This is a genomic window from Streptomyces sp. NBC_00631, from assembly GCF_045206895.1.
Lineage (GTDB): Bacteria > Actinomycetota > Actinomycetes > Streptomycetales > Streptomycetaceae > Streptomyces.
The window spans coordinates 6,782,297-6,807,578 of sequence record NZ_CP107734.1 but is presented as its reverse complement, the minus strand read 5'-3'; the positions used below and the strand labels follow the sequence as shown (position 1 = coordinate 6,807,578).

The window sequence follows — 25,282 nt, the reverse complement described above, 5'->3', positions numbered from 1 at the left end:
AAGCTATTGAATACCTGTCACCTCACAATTAAAGAAATTGTGGACATGCAGGTGATTACACTCCGTGAAATACGAAATCAAATGAACGACGATGTGACCGGTGCGGAGAGCAGGGCGCACGCCCCGCTCAGAGGCCGGGCCTGCGAGGGCGGAGGACCCGAGCCGGCTGCCGAGCGCCGCCCTTCTGAACCCCGTCCTCGACCTGCTGACCCTGCGCGGCACCGTCACCGAGGCCGAACAGACCACCGCCCGCATGCGCCGGCTGCGCATCGACGGCGACCGGCTCGCCGGCCTCGACGTCCGGCCCGGCCGGCAGGTCCGGGTCCTGGTCGCCGGCCTGACCCTGCGGACGTACTCGGTCTGGCGCCACGACCCGTCCGGCGTCGTCGACCTGTGCGTCCTCGACCACTCCGAGGGCGGCCCGGGCGCCCGTTGGGGCCGGACCGTGTGGGCGGGCGATCAGGTACGGCTGCGCAGGCCCGAGGGCGCCTTCACGCTGCGCCCGACGCCGCCCACCACGTCTTCGTCGGCGACGAGACGGCCGCGGTCGCCTTGGGGTGCTCCGCACCGAGACCTCACTGCCGGAGGTGGTGCGGCGGCTCGCTCCCGAGCCCGGCGGGGTGGAGTATGTCGCCGGGGAGGCGCGGGCCGCGCGGGCGGTGCGGAAGGTGCTGGTCCAGGAGGCCGGGTGGGACCGGCGCGCGGTCCTCACCAAGCCGTTCTGGACGCCGGGGAAGCGGGGAACGGAGTGACGCCGGGAGCACGGGAACGGGCCCCGTTCCGGTGGAGACCGGAGCGGGGCCCGTGCTGTGCGGGAGGCTCAGATTCAGATGAGGCCGAGGGCGCGGACCGCGTCGCGCTCCTCCGCCAGCTCCTGCACCGACGCGTCGATGCGGGCGCGGGAGAAGTCGCTGATCTCCAGGCCCTGGACGATCTCGTACCTGCCGTCCTTGGTGGTGACCGGGAAGGAGGAGATCAGGCCCTCGGGGACGCCGTAGGAGCCGTCCGACGGGATGCCCATGGAGGTCCAGTCGCCGTCGGCGGTGCCGTTGACCCAGGTGTGGACGTGGTCGACGGCGGCGTTGGCGGCGGAGGCCGCGGAGGAGGCGCCGCGGGCCTCGATGATGGCCGCGCCGCGCTTGGCGACGGTCGGGATGAACTCCTCGGCCAGCCACTTCTCGTCGTTCACGACCTCGGCCGCGTTCTTGCCGGCGACCGTGGCGTGGAAGATGTCGGGGTACTGGGTGGCGGAGTGGTTGCCCCAGATGGTGAGCCGCTTGATGTCGGCGACCGTCGAGCCCGTCTTCTTCGCGAGCTGGGTCAGCGCGCGGTTGTGGTCGAGGCGGGTCATCGCGGTGAAGCGCTCCGCCGGTACGTCCGGGGCGGCGGCCTGCGCGATGAGCGCGTTCGTGTTGGCCGGGTTGCCGACGACCAGGACCTTGATGTCGTCCGCGGCGTGGTCGTTGATGGCCTTGCCCTGCGGCTTGAAGATGCCGCCGTTGGCCTCCAGGAGGTCACCGCGCTCCATGCCCTTGGTGCGGGGGCGGGCACCGACCAGGAGGGCGACGTTGGCGCCGTCGAACGCGACGTTCGGGTCGTCCGAGATGTCGATGCCCTGGAGAAGCGGGAAGGCGCAGTCGTCGAGCTCCATGGCGGTGCCCTCGGCGGCCTTGAGCGCCGGGGTGATCTCCAGGAGGCGGAGCCGGACCGGCACGTCCGCGCCGAGCAGCTGGCCGGAGGCGATGCGGAAGAGCAGGGCGTAACCGATCTGGCCGGCCGCGCCGGTGACGGTGACGTTCACGGGAGTGCGGGTCATGGCGTTCTCCGTATGACAGCTGGCGGTGGGCGTCCTTGCCCTGGGTGCCCTGGGGTGCGGACGTACAAATGATCGATCTCTTGGTATCAAGAGATCCACCGGTCAGGCTATCGCGCATCAAGGATGCCGCAGAGCGAGGGGTCGGTGTGGCTCACCCCACAAAAGAGGCGGCCGCCTGCCGGGAGAGGTGAGGCAGGACGGCCGCCACTTCGGGGGTACCGGTTTCCGGACTCCCGTGGGGGATACGTCTCGCGTGCCCAGGAAGGAGGCCGGCATTCCTGTCTGCCGCCGGTTTCTCCCCCCGGACTTCCGCTGTCGGCCTTCGGCCTCGTCCTCACGCGCCGGACAGGCCGATGTTCAGACGTCTGTCACGCCGTGCACCCTTGCTGCCCCGACGCCAGCGTGGCGCAGGCCTTCGCCGCCGCCGCGTCCCGCACCGCCACCATCGGCGTGTAGGCGATCGAGTCGCCGGTCGCCGTGATGGAGCCGCGCTCCGTGGTGGTGCCGGCCGTGACCCGGACCGAGTCGCCCTGAGCGGCGCCGGTGATCCGGCCCCACGCGGCGCCGCAGGTCCTGCTGTAGCGGACCTCCAGGGTGGTCGCGCCGACCGTGACGGTCTTGGCGGTGGTCACGAGGTCGCCGCTGCACCCCATGGCCTCCGCGTCCTTGCCGGTGCAGCCGGCGCCCGCGCACCTCACCCCGGCCGGGAGGTGGCCGCTGGTGCCGGTGGACGGGGTGGCCGAGGCGCCGCCGCCCTGGTTCTTCTTCCCGCCGCCGTCGCCCCCGGTGAGGAAGAGGACCGCGGCGATGACCACGACCACGCCGACGACCCCGGCGAGGAACATCGTCAGCCGCCGCCTGCCGCCGCCCGGCGCGGCCGGCGGCGGGGGCACGGCCGGGCCGCGGGAGCCGGTGCCCTCGCGGCGGTTCGCGTCGGGGGCCGTCGGCTGGGGCGGGATGGTGGGCGAGACCCCCGCCGGCCCGGCGATCCCCGGCATCGCCACGGAACCGGCCGCCCGGCGCGGCGCCTTGCCGCCACCGGCGGTCGCGGCCGCGGGCGCGGAGGTGGCCGGCGGCGCACCGAACTCCCCCAGCGCGGCCCGCGCCTGGGAGATCCGGATCGCCTCCATGGTCATGTCGTGGCGCATCTCCGAACGGCTCCAGGCCCGTTCGGCCAGCTCCCACATGGTCGTGAGGTGGACGGGATCGGTGCCGGTGACCTCGGCGAGCGCGACCACCGCGCCCTTGGGCGCCAGCAGACGGCCGTTGAGGTAGCGCTCCCAGGACGTCCTGGCGTAGCCGGTGCGGTCGGACAGCGCCGCGACACTCAGCCCGCCGCGGTCCACGAGCCGCCGCAGCTGGGTCGCGAACTCCTTGACCTGCGGATCGAGTTCATCCGGCAGAGCTTTCCAACGAGGCATTGCTTTCCCCCCTCTTTCCCCGGTCCTCTTCCCCCGGTCCCGCCGCGTCTCCCGTACGCGCGGTGCCCCGCGGCGGTCCCCGTTCTGGCTACCCACCGGAATGCGGCAGCCCCGGAAGACAGTCCCCGGTCAGGGGGCGCACAGGAGCACCGGCTCGCCCAGCAGCACCGTCGCACGCCGGCCGCCGTGCGGTCCAACGGGCCTCCGGCTCGTCCCAGTTGGACACGTTAGCCCTGCTGTGAGTCGGCTTCGGGAGATATCCGTGAACTTGTCAACACATCGACACACCGGTCATCCAGCCGTGACCTCGCAGATCACAGGGGGCACGACTCACCCGAGAGTCACGGCGCCGACGACCGCCACCAGGAGCAGCGCGAGCAGCAGCAGGACCGCGGACAGCAGGAGACGGCCGTGCGGGCGGGGCGCCTGGTCCTGCTCCGGCCGGTCCCACCACGGGAGCGTCGGATCGTCCTCGTACCCCTCCACCTCTTCCGCGCCCGGCGGGCGGTCCGGCGCGGTCGCCGGGCGCGGCCAGGCCTCGACGGCGAGTTCCCAGCGCACGGCGTGCCGTTCGGCGTCGGCGCCGGCCAGGCCCGCGACCCGGCACAGCGCGACGACGGCCTGGCGGGGCGGTGGCTGCACGCCGTTGAGATAGCGCTGCCAGGAGGACTTGCTGTACGCGGTGCTGGCTCCCAGCGAGACCAGGCTGAGGCCGGTGTCGTCCTTGAGGAGCCGCAACTGCTCCACGAAGTGCCGTACCTCGGGCGGGAGTCCCTCCGGCAGCGGCTGCCAGCCGCCCATCACGCACCTCCACGGCATGCCTCGTCGCCAGTTCGTTACCAGTTCAGAGCGGGTGACGACGGGGGCCGCCGGACGGTTCCCGCAGGCTGTGGCAGTACGGGCGGCCCGTAGCGGAACTGTCACCTCTCTGCCACAGCCGACGGACAGCCGTTGAACAGCCGCCGCCCGGTGGGAAGGCTGATTCCGGACGGCGGTCCGTCCTGCTCGGGGGAGGGGACGGGCCGCCTTTCGGACAGATCCCGGGGACGGCTCCCGGCGGACGGGTCGCGTGGGGCGAGTCGCGTGGGGCGAGTCGCGTGGGGCGAGTCGCGTCGGAGGGGCGCCGGTCAGTTCGCCGGGCCGCCCGGTGTCACCAGGCCCGTCTCGTAGGCCACCACCACCGCCTGCGCCCGGCTGCCCAGGTCGAGCTTGGTCATGGTGCGGTTGAGGTGGGTCTTCACGGTCGCCTCGCTGATGTAGAGGCGGTCGGCGATCTCCAGGTTGGACAGCCCGCGCGCGGTGAGCTTGAGGACCTCGATCTCGCGGGAGGTCAGCACGGCGAGGTCGGGCGGCGGTACGGCGTCGGGACCGGGACCGTGCCGGCGGGCGAAGGCCTCGACCAGGCGCCGGGTGACGCTCGGCGCGAACAGGGCGTCCCCGCCGTCCACCGCGGTGACGGCGGCCAGCAGCCGCTCAGGGCCGGAGTCCTTGAGGAGGAACCCGGAGGCGCCCGCGCGCAGCGCGCCGTACACGTACTCGTCGAGGTCGAAGGTGGTGAGCACGAGGATGCGGGGCGCGGGTCCGGCCGCCTGGGCGAGGATGCGCTCGGTGGCCTCGATGCCGTTGACCCCCGGCATCCGGATGTCCATGAGGACGACATCGGGCCGGGTCTCGGCGGCCAGCCGCACCGCCTCCGCGCCGTCCCCCGCCTCGCCGGCCACCTCGAACCCGGGGGCGGCCTCCAGCAGGCCCACCAGGCCGGCGCGGATGAGGAACTGGTCGTCGACCACGAGCACTCTGGTCATCCGGTACGGTCGTCCCCCCGCCGTGCGAGTGCGGCCGAGGTCGGCAGGGTCAGCTCGACCGCGAAGCCGCCCTCGGAGCGTGGGCCGACACTGATCGTCCCGCCGTAGAGCTTGGCCCGCTCACGCATACCGATCAAGCCATGTCCGGCACCTGTTCGCATTCTGTCCGGATTCACCCCCTCCCCGTCGTCGAGGACGGAGACGGTCAGCTCGCTGGGCGCATACCGGAGCAGCACGCGCGCGTGGGCACGGCCGGCGTGCTTGAGGACGTTGGTGAGCGCCTCCTGGACCACGCGGTAGGCGCACAGCTCGACGCCGGGCGGCAGCGGCCGGGGCGCGCCCTCGACCACGAAGTCGACGGGCAGTCCGCCCGCCCGCACCCTCTCGACGAGTTCGGCCAGCCGCTCCAGCGTGGGCATGGGAGCGCGCTCGGCGGCCCGTGGGTCCTCGTCCCTGAGTACGTGCAGCATGCGCCGCAGCTCGTCCAGGGCCTCCCCGCTGGTGTCGGCGATGGTGCCGAGGGCTCCGCGCGCCTTTCCGGGGTCGGACTCGAAGACGAACCGGGCGAGCCCCGCCTGCACGGAGATCACCGACATGTGATGGGCGACGACGTCGTGCAACTCCCGTGCGATCCGCCCACGTTCCTCGACGACCGCCCGCCGCGCCCGCTCGGCCTGCTCGGCCCGCAGATGCCGGGTGAGCGCGGCCGACCGCTGCGCGAGATGCCCGAACCAGACCAGCACCGAGGAGTACAGCACCGCCTGGGCGACGACGGACGGCATCGAGGAGTCGGCGGTGACGATCCCCGCGTACAGCCACATGCCCGTCATGCAGAGAGCGCAGCCGACGGCGACCCGGACCGGCCGTACCGACGCGACCGTGTAGAGCGCCAGCATGGAGCCGAAGGTGCACACCACGGGCCAGAAGCCGAGGCTGACGTAGACGACCGAGGCGGTCTGCATGACGGCGAAGACCGCGACCGGCCACCGTCCGCGCAGGGCGACGGGCAGTTGCGCGAGCCCGATCAGCGCGTACGCCCGCGCGTCGAGCTGCGGCCAGCCCTGGGTGGGCGACTCCCGCCCGAGAAACACGGCCATCACGACCGTCATGCACGCGATGAGCGTGTCGACGGCGAGTGGGGGCGGGTTCCGCGGTCGCATCGGCGCAGCGTAACGCGGGGGCCGACGGGGGCGAGTCAATCGCCCGACGTACCGCGGAAGTTGTAGGAGATTCAACCGGGGGTGGGATTCGCGGACGGAGTCGGATCCCTACCTTCGAACCCGGGGGGAGGAGGCCCGCACCCACCGGGGGAGGTGCGGGCCGCTTCTCACGCGGAGGGCTAGCTCCTCATCGTGAAGTGCAGCGTGTCCTTCAGATAGGGGATCACCAGCCACGGCTTCGGCTGCGCCATCAGCGCCAGCAGCACGATCGCCAGCCCCAGCACCCCGTACGTCGCGATGTCCGTGAACCGCGACCGGACCGCCAGCATCCCCACGCTCGGCAGTATCCACCGCATCACGGCACCGGCCAGCAGCGCCGCCCCGATCAGCAGCGCGCCCACCCGGAACTGGTCCAGCGAGGTCAGCAGCAGCCCCACCCCGACGGTCGCCAGAACGACAAGCATCGGCCACTGCCGGGCGGGCGCCGGCAGATCCCCCGAGGCGGCCCGGCCGCCGCCCTCGGGCCGCGCGGTGTCCCGCGTGAACAGCGGGAAGCGGCGCGTGGCCCGCCGGGGCCGCCCCTGCGCGTCCGGGGCGCTGATCGCGTCGCGGACGGTCGGCTCGTCGTCGTGCGCCTGCTCAGCCGGCACTGCGCTCCGCCGCCTCGACCACATTGACGAGCAGCTGCGCCCTGGTCATCGGCCCGACACCGCCGGGGTTCGGGGAGAGCCACCCGGCGACCTCGGCGACTCCGGGGTGCACATCGCCGACGATCTTCCCGTCGGCGTTGCGGGAGACACCGACGTCGAGGACGGCGGCGCCCGGCTTGACGTCCTCGGGGCGGATCAGGTGCGGGGAGCCGGCGGCGGCGATGATGATGTCGGCGCGCTTCAGATGCGACGCGAGGTCCCGGGTGCCGGTGTGGCACTGGGTCACCGTGGCGTTCTCGCTGCGGCGGGTGAGCAGCAGCGGCATCGGGCGGCCGATGGTCACGCCCCGGCCCACGACCACGACCTCGGCGCCCTTGATCTCGACGCCGTACCGGCGCAGCAGGGTGAGCACGCCGTTGGGGGTGCAGGGCAGCGGTGCGGGCTCGCCGAGCACCAGCCGGCCGAGGTTCATGGGGTGCAGGCCGTCCGCGTCCTTGTGCGGGTCCATCAGTTCCAGGATGCGGTTCTCGTCGATGCCCTTGGGCAGCGGCAGCTGGACGATGTAGCCGGTGCAGGCGGGGTCGTCGTTGAGCTCGCGGACGACCGCCTCGATCTCCTCCTGGGTCGCGGTGGCCGGGAGTTCACGCTGGATGGAGGCGATGCCCACCTGCGCGCAGTCGCGGTGCTTGCCGGCGACGTACTTCTGGCTGCCGGGGTCGTCCCCGACGAGGATCGTGCCGAGGCCGGGCGTGACGCCCTTCTCCCTCAGGGCCGCCACGCGGGCGGTCAGATCGGACTTGATCGCGGCTGCGGTGGCCTTGCCATCGAGAATCTGGGCGGTCATGGCTCCATCCTCGCGGATGCCGGTCTCCCGGTTCCAGTCGGGTGTGCGGTCATGATCAATGATGTTGCACTTGCACAACACATCGCTAATCGGACTGGACAACAACCCGCACGTACTCAACGATGAGCGGCGCAGTATCGCGGTCCGGTGGGGGGCAAAACCGCTCAGTTCATGACGTACCTCCGTCCTTGTCCGCGTCGTCCCCGCAGGTCAAACGGAGGAACCCCGTCATGAGTTTCGGCGCGCCCAACAACCCCTACGGTCAGCCGCAGGACCCGCAGCAGGGTCAGCCCGGCTACGGCTACCCGCAGCAGCCCGGCTACCAGCAGGCCCCGCAGGGCGTGCCGCCGCAGCAGGGCTACGGATACCCCCAGCAGCCCGGCTACCCGCAGCAGGGCGGTTACGGCTACCCGCAGCAGGGTTACGGCGCCACGCCGCCGTACGCGAACTGGGGTCAGCGCTTCGGCGGCACGATCGTCGATGGCCTGGTCTTCCTGGTGCCGTACATCCTGGTGCTCTTCAGCAGCAAGGCCGCGGTGCTGGGCATCATCGGCGGGCTCGCGATCCTCGGCATCGCGATCTGGCAGCTGATCATGGAGGGCCGCACCGGCCAGACCATCGGCAAGAAGGCGCTGGGCATCCGCCTGGTCAAGGAGGCCACCGGTCAGCCGATCGGCGTCGGCATGGCCTTCGTCCGCCGTATCGCGCACATTCTGGACAGCCTCGCCTGCTACCTGGGCTGGCTGTGGCCAGCCTGGGACTCCAAGCGCCAGACGTTCGCCGACAAGGTCTGCGGCACGATCGTGATCCGCAGCAACTGAGCGCTCGCCGGTACCCCAAGGGCCGTGTCCCCGCGCAGGGGGGCACGGCCCTGGTGTTTGCGCTTCTCGTGCGGCGGCTCAGTGGAAGAAGTGCCGCGTCCCGGTGAAGTACATCGTCACGCCCGCCTTCTTCGCGGCCTCGACGACGAGTTCGTCACGGACCGAACCGCCCGGCTGCGCCACGGCCTTGACGCCGGCCGCGGTGAGGATCTCCAGGCCGTCGGGGAAGGGGAAGAAGGCGTCGGAGGCGGCGTACGAGCCGCGCGCCCGCTCCTCACCGGCCCGCTCGACGGCGAGCTTCGCGGAGTCGACGCGGTTGACCTGCCCCATGCCGACGCCGACCGAGGCGCCGTCCTTGGCGAGCAGGATGGCGTTGGACTTCACGGCCCGGCAGGCCTTCCAGGCGAAGGCGAGCTCGGCCAGCTCCCGCGGGCTGAGCGCCTCGCCGGTCGCGAGGGTCCAGTTGGCCGGGTCGTCGCCGTCGGCCTGGAGGCGGTCGGTGACCTGGAGCAGCACTCCGCCGTCGACGGGCTTGACCTCGACGGGGCTTGCGGGGGCACCCGGCGCCTTCAGGACGCGGATGTTCTTCTTCCTGGCGAGGGCTTCGAGCGCGCCGTCCTCGTAGTCGGGCGCGACGATGACCTCGGTGAAGATCTCGGCGACCTGCTCGGCCATCTCCCGGCTCACCGGCCGGTTGACCGCGATGACCCCGCCGAACGCGGACAGCGGGTCGCAGGCGTGGGCCTTGCGGTGCGCCTCCGCGACGTCCGAACCGACGGCGATGCCACAGGGGTTGGCGTGCTTGATGATCGCGACGCACGGCTCGTCGTGGTCGTACGCGGCACGGCGCGCGGCGTCCGTGTCCGTGTAGTTGTTGTACGACATCTCCTTGCCGTGCAGCTGCTCGGCCTTGGCGAGGCCGCCACCGCTCGCGTCGACGTACAGGGCGGCGGGCTGGTGCGGGTTCTCGCCGTAGCGCAGGGTGTTCTCGCGCTCCCAGGTGGCGCCGAGGAAGTCGGGGAACCGCGACTCGTCGACGGGCGCGTACTCGGAGGCGAACCAGCTCGCGACCGCCACGTCGTACGACGCCGTGTGCTGGAAGGCCTCCGCGGCGAGCCGCTTGCGGGTGGCCAGGTCGAAACCGCCGCCGGCGACCGCGGCGAGGACGTCGGCGTAGCGGGCGGGGCTGGTGACGACGGCGACCGAGGGGTGGTTCTTGGCGGCGGCGCGCACCATCGACGGACCGCCGATGTCGATCTGCTCCACGCACTCGTCGGGCGAGGCACCGGAGGCGACGGTCTCCCGGAACGGGTAGAGGTTGACGACCACGAGGTCGAACGGCTCGACACCCAGCTCTTCGAGCTGGCGCCGGTGGTCCTCCAGGCGCAGGTCGGCGAGGATGCCGGCGTGCACCCTGGGGTGCAGGGTCTTGACCCGGCCGTCCAGGCACTCCGGGAAGCCGGTGAGCTCCTCGACCTTGGTGACGGGGACGCCGGCGGCGGCGATACGGGAGGCGGTGGAGCCGGTGGAGACGAGCGCGACACCGGCGTCGTGCAGCCCGCGGGCGAGCTCTTCGAGCCCGGTCTTGTCGTAGACGCTGACGAGCGCGCGACGGATGGCCCGCTTGCCGCTCTCGGCCGTGACAGTGCTCTCGGCGGTCACTGGATAACTACCTTTCGTCCCTCAATGCGATAGCCGTTGCGGGCGATCCGCCCCACGACCTCGACGAGCAGCCTTCGCTCGACTTCCTTGATGCGCTCATGGAGAGCGCTCTCGTCGTCCTCGTCCCGGATCTCCACCACGCCCTGAGCGATGATCGGTCCGGTGTCGACGCCGTCGTCGACGAAGTGGACGGTGCAGCCGGTGACCCTGGCGCCGTACGCGAGCGCGTCCCGTACGCCGTGGGCCCCGGGGAAACTGGGCAGCAGGGCGGGGTGCGTGTTGACGGTGCGCCCGCCGAACCGCGCCAGGAACTCCTTCCCGACGATCTTCATGAACCCGGCGGAGACCACGAGGTCGGGCTCGTGCGCGGCCACGGCACCGGCCAGCGCGCGGTCCCACTCCTCCCGGGTCCCGAAGTCCTTCACCCTGGTCACGAAGGTCGGGATCCCGGCCCGCTCGGCACGCGCGAGCCCCTCGATGCCGGCACGGTCGGCACCCACGGCGACGACCTCGGCGCCGTAGGCCTCGGCGCCGTTCTCCGCGATCGCGTCGAGGAGCGCCTGGAGGTTGGTGCCGGATCCGGAGACCAGCACGACGAGGCGCTTGGCCACGGGCTTGGCGGCCACGGTGGGGCCCTTTCTCGGGGGAGCGTCGGTACGGCGGCCGGACTCGCATCCGCTTTGTACATTCGTACGAGTGCTTCACGCCCCGGGATACGGGGAAGTCTACGAAGCGGCCGACCGTCAGCAACGATACCGGCACACCGGGCGGCCCCCACGGGACGGGGGCGTGGCCGGAAGGTAGCGTCTGGGAGGTACCGAGACGGGAACGCGTCCGGGACACGGTGCGTTCACGAGGTAGGCGGCCGTCTCGGCCGCCGTGCCGATCAGCCGCAGCCGGTCCGCCGTGTCCGGCCGCATCCGCCCGTACCCGCCCGTATCCGTGTCCAGCCGCTCCATCAGCTCTGTTCTGTTCATCTCGATCTAGGGGAAGACGCTCATTTGATGCCGGACCGCAGCCTGGGACTTCACGTGCTCCCCCCGCAGTCGGTACAGGAGGGGACGCGTCCCGCCGTGCTGTTGCGGGAGCGGCCGGCCTCGCCGCCGGACGCGCCCTCGGACCGGCCGAAGGGCGACCAGCAGGACGACAACCCCTTCGCCCCGCCGCCGGAGGGCACGCCGGACACGCCCTGGCGGCCGCGCCGCCCGGCCGGTGACGACGATCAGCGGGCGCCCTGGGGCAGTCAGTGGAGCGACCGCCAGCCCGGCCGGCAGTCCGGCGGCTTCGGCGACCGCCCCGACGGCGGCCCTGGCGGCGGCCCTGGCGGCGGCCAGAACGGCCCCGGCGGCCCCGGCATGCGCTTCGACCCCACCGACCCGGCCCAGCGGCGGGCCCGGTACGCCCTGCTGTGCGGCATGTGGGCCTTCCTCTTCGCGCTCTTCAGCTGGCCGTACGTGGCGCTGCTGCTCGGCGCCCTGGCCCTCTACTGGGGCGTCAGCGCGCTCCGCGCCAAGCCCCGCACCCCCGAGGAGGCGACCACCGGCCGTCCCCAGACGACGGCGGCGGTCAGCGGCCTGGTCACGGCGGCCCTGGCGCTGGCGCTGGTGGCGGCCAACTTCACGGCCCAGATGGTCTACCGCGACTACTACACCTGCGTCACGGACGCCCTCACCAGCGAGGCCAAGCAGTCCTGCGACCACCTGCTGCCGCAGGAGCTGCGGGGGGTCCTGGGGAGCGGCAACAGCTGACGGAAGGGGGCCGCGCCGGGAGGTTCAGGGGCCGTCGGTGTCCTCGGCCGGCTCGGACAGCTTCCGCAACGCGGTCCAGCGGGCCTGGTGCGCCGCCTCGTCCTCCCAGGAGCCGGGCAGCGCCTCGTGCGGCTCGGCCGGCAGCGCCTCGTAGCGCTCGGAGGTGTCGCCGTCGGCGGGATCGGGGAGCAGCCCGGCCACGATGATCGAGGCCGGGGCGGAGGGGGGCGCCCAGGCGGAATCCGCAACCGAGGCCGAGACCGACGGCGAGTCCGAGGCCGAGGCCGAGGCCGACGGCGTATGGCTTCCCTGCTCCTTCCCTCTCTCCTTCTCCGCCGCCTGGGACTCCCCCGGCTTGCTTGTGGCGAACCCGAGCCATGCGGCGAGCGAGGCGGCGCCCTCCTTTCGCCATGCCCGCAGCCCGACGGCCCCCGGCACGCCCACCGCGAGGAGCCAGGCGCCGGTCGCCATGCCCGTCTGCCACCAGACCGGGCCGAAGCGGGTGAGCGCGGCGACGCCCAGCGGGCCGCCGGCCAGCCCGGCCAGCGTCGCGAGCAGCAGGGCGCACAGCAGCGCCGCCAGTGCCGCCACCCCGGCCGTGCGCCCGGCCGGCCAGTCCCGCCGGGCCGCCCGCGCCGCCACGAACCACGCCACCGTCACCCCGGCGGCCACCGGCACCACCCCGGCCAGCCAGTGCGCCGGCGTTCCGGGGCCGTGCTGCGGCACGGCCGCCAGCAGCGGGAAGGGCGGGAGCAGCGGTGCCGGATCCGAGGCCAGAGGGTTCACGAGATGCCCGGCGCCGAGCGCGAAGCCGGGGCCCACGGCGTACGACGCCGACCACACCGCCGCGTTCGGGATCAGCGAGAGACAGAGGAACAGGACCGCGCACCGGCCCGACCAGCCCTCCGTCAGCTGCAGGAACGACGCCCGCGCCGCGTCGCCGTGGCCCACCAGCGACACCGCGAGCAGCAGCGTGCCGCCCCCGAAGAACACGGCCGTCCCGGCCAGGGACGCGCGCAGGGCCGTACCCCACCGCCCCCGGGTGTCGCGTCCGAGCGGCCGCCGTACCGAGCCCGGCAGCAGCGCCACCAGGTTCAGCAGTGGTTCGCGCGGACGGCCGTACGCCGTCCACACGCCCGCGCCCGCCGCGCACGCCGCGAGCAGGGGCAGACACACCGCCGCCGACGGCCACTGGGGCCGCAGTTCGCCGCCGGACGCGTACAGCGCGGCGCAGCCGCCGACGCCGAGGTAGCCGGCGACGACGCCGGTCCAGGCGGTGCGGGCGCGGACCGGCGGCGGTGCCTCGGCGTCGGCGTCGTCCGGCGCGTCCACCGCGTCCCGGGCGCCCCGGTACACCAGCAGCGCCGGCACCACGAGCAGCAGCAACGGCGTCACCCCGATTGGTGCCGGAACCCCGGACAGCGTGTCGGTGCGGACCAGTCCGACGCCGTGGGCGAGCAGCCACAGCGCCGCCGCGATGTGCATGGCGCCGCCCGGACCGCTGTCGGGGTACGGCGAGCTGACCCACAGCGCGATCGTCAGTACGGCGAAGGAGCCCAGGCCGAGCCCGGCCGCGAGCGCACCGGCCGCCAGGCTCGCGGCCAGCCCCGGGGAACGGTCGCGCACCCGGCTGAGCAGCCGCGACAACGACGATCGGCGGGACATCAGCGACGGTCGGCGGGACGGCGACGACGGTCGGCGGGCGGTCATCCGAATCACGACCGTCATGTTCCCAACGACACGCGCTTTCTCGTCGTAACCGACGAACAGCCGAAGTGTCGCCCAATATATGTTTATGTGCTTTTTCGAAGGGAGGTGCGCCCGATGACACAGAGCCCTGCCCTGACGCCCGCTCAGGCCTTCGACGCGCTCTACGCGTTCTGCGCCCCGGCCCTGGTACGGCAGGCCTACCTGCTCAGCGGCAGCCGGGAGCTGGCGCAGGAGGCGGTCGAACGGGCCTTCCAACTCGCCTGGCAGAACTGGCCGCAGGTGGCCCGGGACCGGGACCCGGCCGGCTGGGTGCGGGCGGTGGCGCACGAGTGCGCGCTCTCCCCCTGGCACCGCTTCCGGCTGCGCCACCGCCACCCCGAACCCCCGTCGACCGACGCGGCCGACCGCGCCCTGCTGGACGCGCTGCTGAAACTGCCGCCCACCTACCGGCGCACGCTCCTGCTGTACGACGGCATCGGCCTCGACCTGCCGGAGACCGCGGCGGAGACGGAGGCGAGCACGCCGGCGGCGGCCGGCCGGCTGACCCGCGCGCGGCGGCTGGTCGCCGACCGGGTGCCGGAACTCGCCGACCCCGCCGCGCTGCACCGGCGGCTCGCCGAACTGGCCTCGACGGAGCGGCTGCGGGCGGCCCAGCCGCCCACCGTGCGGACGTACGCCGAACGGCGGACCCGTTTCTGGACCCGGTCCGCGCTCGCCTTCACGGCGACGATCATCGCGGCGACGACGCTCACGCTGCGGACGGCGCCGACGCACTACGAGGCACCGATCGGCCCGGCCCAGGCGATCAGCGGGGTACCGGCGGAGGTGGGGATGGGGCCGTTGTCGGCGGGGGAGCGGGCGTTGCAGACGAAACTTCGCGGGGCGGCCGAGAACGGGCCGGAGAGGCTGGTGCCGGTGGCGAGGTAAACCGTCGGGATCGGAACCGGTGACGAGGCAGGCCGTCGGGTGCGGGACGGTGGGGGCTGATCGCGCAGTTCCCCGCGCCCCTGACGGGGCGCTTCGCTCGCCGCTTCTTTCCAGCCGCGGGCAGTCGTGCCGCTGGGGCGGCACGAGTGGGCGCGGGCGGCGCTCGTTCAGCGTAGCCGGCGCAAACGCCGGGAGGCCCGCCCCCACCCCGGGGAACGGGCCTACCGGCGTTCAGTCGACCGGCGTCGAGAACGACGCTCAGCCGGCGAGGATCTCGCGCGCCAGCTTCGCCGTCTCCGTCGGGGTCTTGCCGACCTTGACGCCCGCGGCCTCCAGGGCCTCCTTCTTCGCCTGGGCGGTGCCCGACGAACCGGAGACGATGGCGCCGGCGTGGCCCATGGTCTTGCCCTCGGGCGCGGTGAAGCCCGCGACGTAACCGACGACCGGCTTGGTCACGTTCTTCGCGATGAAGTCCGCGGCCCGCTCCTCGGCGTCGCCGCCGATCTCACCGATCATGACGATCAGGTCGGTGTCGGGGTCGGCCTCGAACGCGGCGAGCGCGTCGATGTGCGTGGTGCCGATGATCGGGTCGCCACCGATGCCGACGGCGGTCGAGAAGCCGATGTCACGCAGCTCGTACATCATCTGGTACGTCAGCGTGCCGGACTTCGAGACCAGGCCGATACGGCCCGGCTTGGTGATGTCGCCCGGGATGATGCCGACGTTGGACTGACCGACGGTGATGATGCCGGGGCAGTTCGGGCCGATGATCCGGGTCTTGTTGCCCTTCTTGCCGGCGTACGCCCAGAACGACGCCGAGTCGTGCACGGCGATGCCCTCGGTGATCACGACGGCCAGCGGGATCTCGGCGTCGATGGCCTCGACGACCGCGTCCTTGGTGAACTTCTCCGGCACGAAGATGACGGAGACGTTGGCGCCGGTGGCCTCGACGGCCTCCTTGACGGTGCCGAAGACCGGTACCTCGGTGCCGTCGAAGTCGACCTTCTGACCGGCCTTGCGCGGGTTCACGCCGCCCACGACGTTGGTGCCGTCACCCAGCATGAGCTTGGTGTGCTTCATGCCAGTGGCGCCGGTCATGCCCTGGACGATGACCTTGCTGTCCTTGTTGAGCCAGATAGCCATGGTGTGTTGTGTCCTCGTCCTGAGTGCTTACTTTGCGGCGTGGGCCAGCTCGGCGGCCTTGTCGGCCGCGCCGTCCATGGTGTCGACGCGCTGCACCAGCGGGTGGTTGGCGTCGGTGAGGATCTTGCGGCCCAGCTCGGCGTTGTTGCCGTCGAGGCGGACGACGAGCGGCTTGGAGACGTCCTCGCCACGGTCCTCCAGGAGCTTCAGGGCCTGCACGATGCCGTTGGCGACCTCGTCGCAGGCGGTGATGCCACCGAAGACGTTCACGAACACGGACTTGACGTCCGGGTCGCCCAGGATGATCTCCAGGCCGTTCGCCATGACCTGGGCGGAGGCGCCACCGCCGATGTCCAGGAAGTTGGCCGGCTTCACGCCACCGTGGTTCTCACCGGCGTACGCGACGACGTCCAGGGTGCTCATGACGAGACCGGCGCCGTTGCCGATGATGCCGACCTCACCGTCGAGCTTGACGTAGTTGAGGTTCTTCTCCTTGGCGGCGGCCTCAAGGGGGTTGGCCGCGGCCTTGTCGTGCAGCTCGTCCCAGTCGTGACGGAACTCGGCGTTGTCGTCGAGCGACACCTTGCCGTCCAGGGCGATGACGTCACCGGAGGCGACCTTCGCGAGCGGGTTGACCTCGACGAGGAGGGCGTCCTCCTTGATGAAGGTGTCCCACAGCGTGACGAGGACGTTCGCGACCTGGTCCGCGACCTCGGCCGGGAACTTCGCCGCGGCGACGATCTCCTTGGCCTTGGCCAGGTCCACACCGTCGATCGCGTCGATCGGCGTCTGGGCGACGGCCTCGGGGCGGGTGGCCGCCACCTCCTCGATCTCCATGCCGCCCTCGACGGAGGCGATGGAGAGGAAGGTGCGGTTGGCACGGTCGAGGAGGAAGGAGACGTAGTACTCCTCGACGATCTCCGGGGCGGTCTCGGCGATCATCACCTTGTGGACCGTGTGGCCCTTGATGTCCATGCCGAGGATGTCCGTCGCACGGGCGACGGCCTCGTCCGCGGAGGCGGCCAGCTTGACGCCACCGGCCTTGCCGCGACCACCGACCTTCACCTGCGCCTTGACGACGGACTTGCCGCCCAGCCGCTCGGTGATCTCGCGCGCCGCCTCAGGCGTGTCGATGACTTCACCGGCCAGCACCGGTACATCGTGCTTGGCGAAGAGGTCCCTCGCCTGGTACTCGAACAGGTCCACGCGCTTCCGTCCCTATCAGTGATCTCGCGGTTCGTTGGATGCGTGGGCGTGCCGCGAAGGGCAACGTGACGTCCGCATGTGTCACAAGGGGGGCGCACACGGTGTCCGAGCGCGCGGCATGTCCGTCTCGCAGATTATCGCCGCTCGCTGGGGGTCTCTAAATCGGGAGTCACACCTGAGCGGTGATACCTGTCACATGATGCCGGTTGTCCAGGGTTTTCGTGGCACGGCGTGCCGCCTTGCGGGCGAAGTGCGAGGCCTCACCGGGCTGGGGTTGGCCCGGTGAGGCCTCAGGCCCCTCTCGGGGTGGGCGGCCGGTCCCCGTCCCATGGGGGACCGGCCGGCCCGTACCGGGGAGTGGCAGTCCGGCCGGACCGACGGCGTTCGGCCGTCCGGGCGCCACCCCCCGGAGTCAGACGGAGCAGGCCCTGGCGTCCTCAGGACCGCCGGCGCACTCCATACCCACGGCACCGTCGGCGACCGGCCCGGCACCCTGCGCGACCGTCGGCGCGAAGGAGGCGAGGGGGCCGAAGAGGTGGTCGACGTCGTCCCGGGGGACGACCGGGAAGGTGCTGCCCGTGGCGGTGGTCGTGGTGGTCGCGGTGGTGGTGGCGCTCGCGGTGACCTCGTCGACCGCGCGGGGGACGGCGTGCGCGGTCCACGCGACGGGGGCCGCGGGAGCGCCGTGGGCGCCGTGGCTCGCCGCCTCCTCCCCGGCCCTGCCGCTCTCCCTCGCCTTTGCGGCCCGGGCCGCCTGGGCGCCCCTGATGGCCTCGGCGGCCCTGATCCTGGTGGCGATGCGGCCCGTCCGGCCGGTGACGGCCTCCGGCGCGGCGGCGGGCGTGAAAACGGATCGGCGGATGTTCTTCTTCATGCGTACGTCAGTCCTTCGAGGCTCCGGCGCGTGCGGGACACGGACGCGGACGCGGAACCGGGAGGCTTCCGGGGGGGGTGCCGGAAGCGCGGCTGGGGACATGCGGGCGGACCTGTTCCGCCCCCGCGCGGCAGGTCTGTGGCGGGGAAGGTGGTCGCCGGTCCTAGCCGGGGAAGAGGGGGATGTCCCGGTACCTGTCCCGGGTCCCGGCCGCGTCGAGGCGCGCGGCGGCACCGGGCACGAGCCTGAGCGGCGCCCGGTCGGCGAAGGTCACGGCATGCGCGTCACCGTGCCGGAAGGGGCCGCCGTCGACGGCCGGCTTGCCCAGCGCGCCGTCCGGGTCTCCGCTGGGCGCGGGGTGGGCGGGAGCGTCCACGGCACGGGCGGCGGCACGGCGGCCGTCGCTGTGCGTCGCCTTGCCGGGCGTGAAGGGTACGACGGTGATCCGCGGCCCGTACGACACGGCGGTGGCCGCCACCGCTTCCGCTCGTGCTTGCGTACGGGGCTTCTCGTGACCGGCGTCGTGCGTGACCGGCGTCCGCGGCTGGGCGGGGCTGGGCGCCGGCGTCACCGGGGCCGGTGCCGACTCGACCGGCGGCTCGGAGACGACGGGAAGCTCCGGCACCTGCACCACCGGCACGGCGGGCAGTTCCGTCACCTGCCGTACCGTCTCGGTGAGCGTCTCGGTCAGGGCCGTGGTGACGGGAGAGGTCACGGTCGCGGTCGCGGTCACCGTGTCGCTCAGTGTGCCGGTCACCGTGTCGGTCACGGACCGGACGACGCTGTGGACGCTGTCCACGACATGCGCCGCCGGCACGGCCGCGGTGACGGGCTTTCGCGCCACCCCCGGCACCCGGTGGGGCGTCACCACGTCCCGCAGCGGCACCTTCTGGGCCACGACCGATGTCAACGACCCGGTCGCGGGCACCCCCTCGGCCGCCTGCGCCCGCGGCCCGCAGAGGAAGCCGAGCGCGAGCAGTCCGCCGACCAGCAGCGCCAGTTGCAGCGCACGCCGTCGCGGCGCCGTACGCAAGACGCGCACGGCCGCACCGGACAGAACTGCTGGCGAGGTCAAGACGGGGAGGATCCTCCCGTGCGGCGGAACAGAGCAGAGGTGGCTCAACGGCGTGAAGGCCGGTGAAAGACCAGTGGAGACTTCGATCCTTGCACGGCACTCCCGAGGGTGCGCAAGCCCCCCGTTACCGATGGGTAGTCATGTCCCTTTTGACGGCCGTGCCGGACATCGCCGAGTCGACAAGTCGCCCTCCGGCCGCGGTCGTCACACGGTGTCCGGCACCGGGATCGGCCGCTTCTCGATCGCCGCCGCCATCACCTCGGGGAAGAGGTCCGGTGTGCACGCGAACGCCGGTGCGCCCAGCGCGGCGAGCGCCGCCGCGTGCTCCCGGTCGTACGCCGGCGCCCCCTCGTCCGACAACGCGAGCAGCGCCACGAACTGCACTCCCGCCGCCTTCATCGCCGCGACCCGCTTCAGCATCTCGTTGCGTATCCCGCCCTCGTACAGGTCGCTGATGAGGACGACGACGGTCTCCGCAGGCCGGGTGATCTGCGACTGGCAGTACGCCAGCGCCCGGTTGATGTCCGTACCGCCGCCGAGCTGGGTGCCGAACAGGACGTCCACCGGGTCGTCGAGCTGGTCGGTGAGGTCGACCACCGCGGTGTCGAAGACGACGAGCCGGGTGTCGATCGACCGCATGGACGCCAGCACCGCACCGAACACCGAGGCGTACACCACCGACGCGGCCATCGAACCGGACTGGTCGATGCAGAGCACCACCTCCTTCTTCACCGACTGCGACGCCCGCCCGTAGCCGACGAGCCGCTCCGGCACGATCGTCCGGTACTCGGGCAGGTAGTGCTTGAGGTTGGCCGCGATGGTGCGGTTCCAGTCGATGTCGTGGTGGCGCGGCCGGCTGACGCGGGCGCTGCGGTCGAGGGCGCCGGTGAGGGTGGCCCGGGTGCGGGTGGCCAGCCGCTTCTCCAGGTCCTCCACGACCTTGCGGACGACCGCCCGTGCCGTCTCCTTCGTCGTCTCCGGCATCGCCTTGTTGAGGGAGAGCAGGGTGCCGACCAGGTGCACGTCCGCCTCCACCGCCTCCAGCATCTCCGGTTCGAGCAGCAGCGAGGCGAGCCCGAGCCGGTCGATGGCGTCCCGCTGCATGACCTGGACGACGGAGGACGGGAAGTACGTCCGGATGTCGCCGAGCCAGCGTGCCACCGACGGCGCCGACGCCCCGAGCCCCGCCGAACGCTCCCGCCCCGACTGGGGTCTGTCCCCCTTCCCGTACAGCGCGGCCAGCGTGCCGTCCATCGCCGCGTCCCGCCCCGACAGCGCGCACCCGGTGCCGTCGGCGCCGTCGCCCCCCAGCACCAGCCGCCACCGCCGCAGCCGCTCCAGCGCGGGCTCGCCGCTGCCGGCACCGGTGTCCGTCGCGTCCGTGGCCGTCGTGGTCATCTTCCCGCCCCCACAAGGTCGTTGTCCGGTTCCCTCTCATCGAGGCCGAGCAGCAGGCGCAGTACGGGCAGTACGGCGTCGCCGCGCTCGGTGTCCGCCTCGGTGCCGAAACCCGGTGTCCCGTCGGCCTGTCCGGCCCCCTGGGGCCGCTCCCCCGGGCCACGGCGCACGAGTTCGCCGATCGTCCGGCGCACCCCCGGCTCGTACACCGAGAACGTCCGCCGCAGCAACGGCAGCACGTCCGTGAACGCCTCCGCCGGTACCCCGGTCAGCCAGGCGTCGACCAGGCCGAGCAGCCGTTCGTCGTGCACCAGCAGCATCCCGCCCCCGCCGCTCCCGCCGACGAACCCCTCGATCCAGGCGGCCGCGTCCGCCGGTGGGGTTCCCGGCGAGAGCACCAGCCCCATCAGCCGGGCCGCCTCCTGGGGCCCCAGCTCTCCCTCGTCCAGCAGGATCCGCACGGCCCGCCCCCGCAGCACCCCGGGCACGCTGTCCCGCCCGGCCAGCGTGCGCAGCACGGCCCGCCAGCGATGACGGAGGTCACGGTGAGCGGGGTCGCCCTCCGTCGCCGTCCCACCCAGCAGCCCCACCGCCGTGTGCACCGCGTCCACATGGCCGCGCATCTCCTCCGCGGCGTCCGCGTCGAGGGCGGTGCAGGCCGGCGGGAGTCCGACGAAGACCCGCTCGGCGAGGCCCGCGGCGACCTCTGCGAGCGCCCGGGTGTCGGTGCCCCGGACGTCGCCGTAGCGCAGGGAGCGGACCAGGGCCGGCAGAGCCTGGGCGAGATGGCCGACGTCCGTGTCCAGCGCGGCCCGGTCGGCGAGTGCCCGCATCACCACCGGCAGCGCGTCCGGCAGTCCGGCGAGCAGGCAGTGCTCGGCGAGTCCGGTGACCTCGGCGAGGGCGCTCGCGTGCACCGCGTCGGCCTCGGCCCTGGCCGTCGCCGCGCCCTCGACGGTCGTCCCCCACACCCCGGCCTCGGCCACCCGCACCGACAGCTCCGGCTCCCAGCACAGCCGCCACGTCTCCCGGAACGTGCCCGTGCTCCCCCGCGCCCGCCCCGGCTCGCCCCAGCCGACGCCGAGCAGCCGCAACCGGTGCAGCAGCCGGCTGCGCCCGGCGTCGGTCTCCTTGCGCAGGTCGAGCTCCAGCTCCCGCTCCAGCGCCTCCGGCCTGAGCCTGAGCCGGCGCTGCTCCCGGGCCAGGTCCCGCTGCAACGGCACCGCGGGCGCCGCCTCCGGCACCTCCCCCAGCACGTCTCCGACCACCAGCCGGTCGTGCACCAGCGCCAGCGGAACGTCCGAGCCCTCGCACAGCACCGCCCGCACCGCGTCGGTCGTCTCGCCGAGACCGGGCAGTGGGCGGCCGCGCATCACGGCCAGCGTCTCGGCCAGCCGTACCGCCTCGATGACATGGGCCGAGGAGACGATCCGGTCCTCCTCGCGCAGCAGTCCGGCCACCTTGGTGAGCCACCGCTCCACCGGCCGGTCCGGGGCACGGAACAGATGCCCGTACCAGCCCGGCGAGTCGATGCCGGCGCCGTATCCGCTCGCCCGGGCCAGCCGGCGGTTCGTCCACGGCACCCAGGTCATGTCCGTCCTGACCTTGGGCAGCCCTTTCAGCAGTTCCCGGTCGGCGGCGACGGTGGTCTTCGCGCGCAGCGCCGGCACGTGCCACGCCCCGCACACCACCGCGACCTGCTCCCCGAACTCCCGCTGCGCGGCCCGCAGCCGGAGCCGCATGTGCGCCTCCCGCACGGGATCCCGGTCGCGGCCGCCGCTCCCGTACGTCTCCCGCAGTGCCGCCATCGCCTCCGCCACCGCGGCGAACGGCGCGAACACGTCTCGCTCCCCGGCCCCGCCCCGGTGCTCGACCACGTCCTCCCACCAGCGCTCGGGATCGTCGTGCCCGGCGGCCTCGGCGAGGGCGGCGAGAGGGTCGACGCGCATCCGCTGCCCGGCGGCGGATTCGTCAGCCGTGGTGCCGGGGGCCGTGGCCGCTTCCTCCTCCTCTTTCTCCTCCGCTTCCTCCTCCTCTTTCTCCTCCGTTTTCTCCCAGGCCAGCGTGTGTGTGGCCGGCAGGTCGATGAAGCGGGCCGGGACCTCGTGCTCCAGGGCCCAGCGGACCGCCACCCACTCGGGGCTGAAGTCGGCCAGCGGCCAGAACGCCGAGCGGCCGGGCTCGTCCACGGCATGGGCGAGGAGCGCGACCGGCGGCCGCATCTCCGGGTCCGCGGCCAGCGGGATCAGCGTGTCGGCCTCGGGCGGCCCCTCGATCAGCACCACCCGTGGCCGGGCGGCCTCCAGCGCGGCCCGCACCGCCCGCGCGGAGCCGGGTCCGTGGTGCCGTACCCCCAGCAGCAGCGGCCCCGGGCCGGGCGACCGCCGCCACTCGGTGTCGTCGCTCATGCGCTCACCTCGCGGCAGGCCCGGTAGAAGTCCTTCCAGCCGTCCCGCTCGCGCACGACCGTCTCCAGGTACTCCTGCCAGATGACCCGGTCGGCGGCCGGGTCACGGACGACCGCCCCGAGGATGCCGGCCGCGACGTCGCCGGCCCGCAGCACGCCGTCCCCGAAGTGGGCCGCCAGGGCGAGGCCGCCCGTGACGACGGAGATCGCCTCGGCCGTGGAGAGCGTGCCGCTCGGCGACTTGAGCTTGGTGCGGCCGTCGGCGGTGACACCGTCGCGCAGCTCGCGGAAGACGGTGACGACACGGCGGATCTCCTCGATGCCGTCCGGCACGGCCGGCAGGTCCAGGGAGCGGCCGAGCTGGTCGACGCGGCGCGCCACGATGTCGACCTCGGCGTCCGGGCTCTCCGGCAGTGGCAGGACCACCGTGTTGAAGCGGCGGCGCAGGGCGCTGGAGAGCTCGTTGACGCCCCGGTCGCGGTCGTTGGCGGTGGCGATCAGGTTGAAGCCGCGGACCGCCTGCACCTCCTGGCCCAGCTCGGGGATCGGCAGGGTCTTCTCCGACAGGATCGTGATCAGCGTGTCCTGCACGTCGGCCGGGATCCGGGTGAGCTCCTCGACTCTCGCCGTCATCCCCTCCGCCATCGCGCGCATGACCGGGCTCGGCACCAGGGCGTCCCGGCTCGGGCCGTGGGCCAGCAGCTGCGCGTAGTTCCAGCCGTAGCGGATCGCCTCCTCCGGGGTGCCGGCCGTGCCCTGCACGAGCAGGGTCGAGTCGCCGCTGACGGCGGCCGCCAGATGCTCGGAGACCCAGGTCTTGGCGGTGCCGGGCACGCCGAGCAGGAGCAGGGCGCGGTCGGTGGCGAGGGTGGTGACGGCGACCTCGACGATGCGGCGCGGGCCGATGTACTTCGGCGTGATCACCGTGCCGTCCGGCAGTGTGCCGCCGAGCAGGTAGGTGGCCACCGCCCACGGCGACAGCTTCCAGCGGGCCGGGCGCGGCCGGTCGTCCTGCGCGGCCAGCGCCGCGAGTTCGGCGGCGAAGGCATGCTCGGCGTGCGGTCGCAGCGCACTCTCGATGGTCGTCGGATCGGTCGGTTCCACGGACACAGTCATGGCTGAGGCCCCCTCCAGCTCGGCCGGTTCGGATCTGGTGTCCACCGTGCACCACGCCACTGACAATCGCTCTGACCTGCACAAACACTCTCGCCGGGGCGATTGTCAGTGCCGGGATCTACCTTCGATGGCATGACTCAGCAGGGGGTGCGCTGGAGTGCGGACCAGGTGCTGGCCCTGGCGCCTGACACCGCGTCACGCAAGGCGGGAAGCAGACTCGGAGCGGCGGGGCCGTGGTCCGGGGCGGGGAGTTGCGAGGAGGGGACGGTATGGGGCCTGTGCAAGGGCAGCGGCAGCAAGCCGTACCAGACGATCGTCGACATCGCGGATCCTGCGGGTGCCGCGTACAAGTGCAGTTGTCCGAGCCGGAAGTTCCCGTGCAAGCACGCCCTCGGCCTGCTCCTGCTGTGGGCGGGCGGCGACGACGCGGTGCCGACGGTTGCACAGCCGCCGGACTGGGCCGAGCAGTGGCTCGCGGGCAGACGCAAGCGTGCGGAGGACAAACGACCGGCGGGTGGTGGGAGTTCCGCGGCCGCCGCTGATCCCGAGGCGGCCCGGCGGCGGGCGGAGAAGCGGGCCGAGCGGGTCACGGCGGGCGCGACGGAGCTGGAGCAGCGCCTGTCCGACCTGCTGCGCGGCGGCCTGGCCGCGGCCGAGCAGGCGGGATACGGGTTGTGGGAGGAGACGGCGGCCCGCATGGTCGACGCGCAGGCCCCCGGACTCGCGGCGCGGGTACGCGAGTTGGGGGCGATACCGGGCTCGGGTCCGGGCTGGCCGGTGCGGCTGCTGGAGGAGTGCGCGCTGCTGCATCTCCTCGACCAGGGCTGGCTGCGCCGCGACCGGCTCCCGGCGGACCTCGCGGCCACGGTCCGCTCCCGTGTCGGCCTGCCCGCCCCGGCGGACGGCCCGCCGGTACGCGACCGCTGGCTGGTCCTCGCCCAGTACGACACGTCGGACGCGAAGCTGACGACCCGCCGGATCTGGCTGCACGGCGCCGACTCGGGCCGTACGGCACTGGTCCTCTCCTACGGCGCGGCCGGCCGCGCCCCCGAGCTTTCACTGCCGGTCGGGCTCGCCCTGGAGGCGGAGCTGTCCGCCTATCCGGGCGCGGGCCGGCACCGGGCGGCGCTGGGCGAGCGGTTCACCGCACCGGCACCCCTGCCGATACGGCCGCCGGGCGTGCCGACGGCACAGGCGGCGGCCCGGTACGGGGAGGCGCTGCGCGACGACCCGTGGCTGGAGTCGGTACCGGTGACACTGGACCGGGTCGTGCCCGTCCCGGACGGCGACTCCTGGCAACTGGCGGACGCGGACGGCGAGTCGGCGCTGCCCCTGGCGGCCGCCGCCCGCTCCGGGCCGGGCCTGTGGCGGCTGGTCGCGCTGTCGGGCGGCGCCCCCGTCACGGTCTTCGGCGAGTGCGGCCACCGCGGCTTCACCCCGCTGACGGCCTGGCCGGAGAGAGCGGGCGAGGCGGTGCCGCTGTGCTGACCCGGCCGGCC

General features: G+C 73.0%; 21 protein-coding genes and 1 pseudogene. 5 read left to right on the top strand and 17 right to left on the bottom strand.

What is annotated here, in order from left to right; translation table 11 throughout:
* Positions 1-166 precede the first annotated feature (166 nt).
* Positions 167-752 (top strand): annotated as a pseudogene (locus OHB00_RS31365) (siderophore-interacting protein).
* 74 nt (positions 753-826) lie between these two features.
* Here OHB00_RS31365 and OHB00_RS31360 read toward each other — a convergent pair.
* From OHB00_RS31360 to OHB00_RS31330, 7 genes are all read right to left on the bottom strand, one after another.
* The gene (locus OHB00_RS31360) at positions 827-1,816 is read right to left on the bottom strand and encodes a malate dehydrogenase (RefSeq protein WP_406439667.1); all 990 of its coding nucleotides are present in this window, start codon (positions 1,814-1,816) and stop codon (positions 827-829) included.
* A 368-nt stretch (positions 1,817-2,184) separates the two neighbouring features.
* The gene (locus tag OHB00_RS31355) at positions 2,185-3,237 is read right to left on the bottom strand and encodes a DUF2690 domain-containing protein (RefSeq protein ID WP_406439666.1); all 1,053 of its coding nucleotides are present in this window, start codon (positions 3,235-3,237) and stop codon (positions 2,185-2,187) included.
* 330 nt (positions 3,238-3,567) lie between these two features.
* Positions 3,568-4,038, bottom strand: coding sequence for a helix-turn-helix domain-containing protein (locus tag OHB00_RS31350; protein ID WP_406439664.1), 471 nt, complete (start codon positions 4,036-4,038; stop codon positions 3,568-3,570).
* A gap of 326 nt (positions 4,039-4,364) precedes the next feature.
* Positions 4,365-5,042 (bottom strand): response regulator, encoded by a 678-nt coding sequence (locus tag OHB00_RS31345; RefSeq protein ID WP_406439663.1) that lies wholly within the window; start codon positions 5,040-5,042, stop codon positions 4,365-4,367.
* Positions 5,039-6,202, bottom strand: coding sequence for a sensor histidine kinase (locus OHB00_RS31340; protein WP_406439661.1), 1,164 nt, complete (start codon positions 6,200-6,202; stop codon positions 5,039-5,041). The genes OHB00_RS31345 and OHB00_RS31340 overlap by 4 nt, the downstream gene beginning before the upstream one ends.
* Before the next feature lie 179 nt (positions 6,203-6,381).
* Positions 6,382-6,876: a DUF3017 domain-containing protein gene (locus tag OHB00_RS31335; RefSeq protein ID WP_406439659.1), complete on the bottom strand. Its 495-nt coding sequence runs from the start codon at positions 6,874-6,876 to the stop codon at positions 6,382-6,384.
* Positions 6,842-7,696, bottom strand: a complete 855-nt coding sequence (locus OHB00_RS31330; RefSeq protein ID WP_406439658.1) for a bifunctional methylenetetrahydrofolate dehydrogenase/methenyltetrahydrofolate cyclohydrolase — start codon at positions 7,694-7,696, stop codon at positions 6,842-6,844. Before OHB00_RS31330 ends, OHB00_RS31335 begins: the two co-directional genes overlap by 35 nt.
* 230 nt (positions 7,697-7,926) lie before the next feature.
* On the opposite strand from OHB00_RS31330, the gene OHB00_RS31325 reads away from it, so the two are divergent.
* Entirely contained in the window at positions 7,927-8,517 is a 591-nt protein-coding gene (locus tag OHB00_RS31325; protein WP_366363766.1) for an RDD family protein, read from the top strand.
* A 78-nt stretch (positions 8,518-8,595) separates the two neighbouring features.
* Here OHB00_RS31325 and purH read toward each other — a convergent pair whose 3' ends face one another.
* Both purH and purN read right to left on the bottom strand, forming a co-directional pair.
* On the bottom strand, positions 8,596-10,179 hold the full coding sequence (purH, locus tag OHB00_RS31320) for a bifunctional phosphoribosylaminoimidazolecarboxamide formyltransferase/IMP cyclohydrolase (protein WP_406439657.1): 1,584 nt from the start codon (positions 10,177-10,179) through the stop codon (positions 8,596-8,598).
* Complete coding sequence (gene purN / locus OHB00_RS31315) at positions 10,176-10,805, bottom strand: phosphoribosylglycinamide formyltransferase (RefSeq protein WP_406439656.1); 630 nt, start codon at positions 10,803-10,805, stop codon at positions 10,176-10,178. The genes purH and purN overlap by 4 nt, the downstream gene beginning before the upstream one ends.
* Positions 10,806-11,183: 378 nt before the next feature.
* On the opposite strand from purN, the gene OHB00_RS31310 reads away from it, so the two are divergent.
* A complete protein-coding gene (locus tag OHB00_RS31310) occupies positions 11,184-11,927 on the top strand; it encodes a hypothetical protein (protein WP_406439654.1) in 744 nt (247 codons plus the stop codon).
* A 24-nt stretch (positions 11,928-11,951) separates the two neighbouring features.
* Here the strand turns inward: OHB00_RS31310 and OHB00_RS31305 are convergent, their stop codons facing one another.
* Positions 11,952-13,655 (bottom strand): DUF6350 family protein, encoded by a 1,704-nt coding sequence (locus tag OHB00_RS31305; protein ID WP_406439652.1) that lies wholly within the window; start codon positions 13,653-13,655, stop codon positions 11,952-11,954.
* 57 nt (positions 13,656-13,712) lie between these two features.
* Between OHB00_RS31305 and OHB00_RS31300 the strand changes: the two genes are divergently transcribed.
* The gene (locus OHB00_RS31300; RefSeq protein WP_406446067.1) at positions 13,713-14,564 is read left to right on the top strand and encodes an RNA polymerase sigma factor; all 852 of its coding nucleotides are present in this window, start codon (positions 13,713-13,715) and stop codon (positions 14,562-14,564) included.
* 258 nt (positions 14,565-14,822) lie between these two features.
* On the opposite strand, the gene sucD is transcribed toward OHB00_RS31300, so the two are convergent.
* The 7 genes from sucD to OHB00_RS31265 form a co-directional block, all read right to left on the bottom strand.
* Positions 14,823-15,707 (bottom strand): succinate--CoA ligase subunit alpha, encoded by an 885-nt coding sequence (gene sucD, locus OHB00_RS31295; RefSeq protein WP_406439651.1) that lies wholly within the window; start codon positions 15,705-15,707, stop codon positions 14,823-14,825.
* Between the two features lie 27 nt (positions 15,708-15,734).
* The gene (sucC, locus tag OHB00_RS31290; protein WP_406439649.1) at positions 15,735-16,913 is read right to left on the bottom strand and encodes an ADP-forming succinate--CoA ligase subunit beta; all 1,179 of its coding nucleotides are present in this window, start codon (positions 16,911-16,913) and stop codon (positions 15,735-15,737) included.
* A gap of 412 nt (positions 16,914-17,325) precedes the next feature.
* Positions 17,326-17,787: a hypothetical protein gene (locus tag OHB00_RS31285; RefSeq protein ID WP_406439647.1), complete on the bottom strand. Its 462-nt coding sequence runs from the start codon at positions 17,785-17,787 to the stop codon at positions 17,326-17,328.
* A 163-nt stretch (positions 17,788-17,950) separates the two neighbouring features.
* Positions 17,951-18,829: a hypothetical protein gene (locus OHB00_RS31280; protein ID WP_406439645.1), complete on the bottom strand. Its 879-nt coding sequence runs from the start codon at positions 18,827-18,829 to the stop codon at positions 17,951-17,953.
* Between the two features lie 237 nt (positions 18,830-19,066).
* Entirely contained in the window at positions 19,067-20,260 is a 1,194-nt protein-coding gene (locus OHB00_RS31275; protein WP_406439643.1) for a VWA domain-containing protein, read from the bottom strand.
* Positions 20,257-22,668, bottom strand: a complete 2,412-nt coding sequence (locus OHB00_RS31270; RefSeq protein WP_406439642.1) for a DUF5682 family protein — start codon at positions 22,666-22,668, stop codon at positions 20,257-20,259. The genes OHB00_RS31275 and OHB00_RS31270 overlap by 4 nt, the downstream gene beginning before the upstream one ends.
* The gene (locus tag OHB00_RS31265; RefSeq protein WP_406439640.1) at positions 22,665-23,783 is read right to left on the bottom strand and encodes an AAA family ATPase; all 1,119 of its coding nucleotides are present in this window, start codon (positions 23,781-23,783) and stop codon (positions 22,665-22,667) included. The genes OHB00_RS31270 and OHB00_RS31265 overlap by 4 nt, the downstream gene beginning before the upstream one ends.
* Positions 23,784-23,915: 132 nt before the next feature.
* Here OHB00_RS31265 and OHB00_RS31260 point away from each other — a divergent pair, with 132 nt between their 5' ends.
* Positions 23,916-25,271, top strand: coding sequence for an SWIM zinc finger family protein (locus OHB00_RS31260; RefSeq protein ID WP_406439638.1), 1,356 nt, complete (start codon positions 23,916-23,918; stop codon positions 25,269-25,271).
* Positions 25,272-25,282: the final 11 nt, after the last annotated feature.

Coding starts and splice junctions, on each gene's coding strand:
- OHB00_RS31325 (WP_366363766.1), top strand. CDS start 7,927: ATGAGTTTCGGCGCGCCCAACAACCCCTACGGTCAGCCGCAGGACCCG.
- OHB00_RS31285 (WP_406439647.1), bottom strand. CDS start 17,787: ATGAAGAAGAACATCCGCCGATCCGTTTTCACGCCCGCCGCCGCGCCG.
- sucD (WP_406439651.1), bottom strand. CDS start 15,707: ATGGCTATCTGGCTCAACAAGGACAGCAAGGTCATCGTCCAGGGCATG.
- OHB00_RS31340 (WP_406439661.1), bottom strand. CDS start 6,202: ATGCGACCGCGGAACCCGCCCCCACTCGCCGTCGACACGCTCATCGCG.
- OHB00_RS31260 (WP_406439638.1), top strand. CDS start 23,916: ATGACTCAGCAGGGGGTGCGCTGGAGTGCGGACCAGGTGCTGGCCCTG.
- OHB00_RS31265 (WP_406439640.1), bottom strand. CDS start 23,783: ATGACTGTGTCCGTGGAACCGACCGATCCGACGACCATCGAGAGTGCG.
- OHB00_RS31335 (WP_406439659.1), bottom strand. CDS start 6,876: ATGTGGTCGAGGCGGCGGAGCGCAGTGCCGGCTGAGCAGGCGCACGAC.
- OHB00_RS31275 (WP_406439643.1), bottom strand. CDS start 20,260: ATGACCACGACGGCCACGGACGCGACGGACACCGGTGCCGGCAGCGGC.
- OHB00_RS31270 (WP_406439642.1), bottom strand. CDS start 22,668: ATGAGCGACGACACCGAGTGGCGGCGGTCGCCCGGCCCGGGGCCGCTG.
- OHB00_RS31355 (WP_406439666.1), bottom strand. CDS start 3,237: ATGCCTCGTTGGAAAGCTCTGCCGGATGAACTCGATCCGCAGGTCAAG.
- OHB00_RS31345 (WP_406439663.1), bottom strand. CDS start 5,042: ATGACCAGAGTGCTCGTGGTCGACGACCAGTTCCTCATCCGCGCCGGC.
- OHB00_RS31330 (WP_406439658.1), bottom strand. CDS start 7,696: ATGACCGCCCAGATTCTCGATGGCAAGGCCACCGCAGCCGCGATCAAG.
- OHB00_RS31350 (WP_406439664.1), bottom strand. CDS start 4,038: ATGGGCGGCTGGCAGCCGCTGCCGGAGGGACTCCCGCCCGAGGTACGG.
- OHB00_RS31360 (WP_406439667.1), bottom strand. CDS start 1,816: ATGACCCGCACTCCCGTGAACGTCACCGTCACCGGCGCGGCCGGCCAG.
- OHB00_RS31310 (WP_406439654.1), top strand. CDS start 11,184: ATGCCGGACCGCAGCCTGGGACTTCACGTGCTCCCCCCGCAGTCGGTA.
- OHB00_RS31305 (WP_406439652.1), bottom strand. CDS start 13,655: ATGACGGTCGTGATTCGGATGACCGCCCGCCGACCGTCGTCGCCGTCC.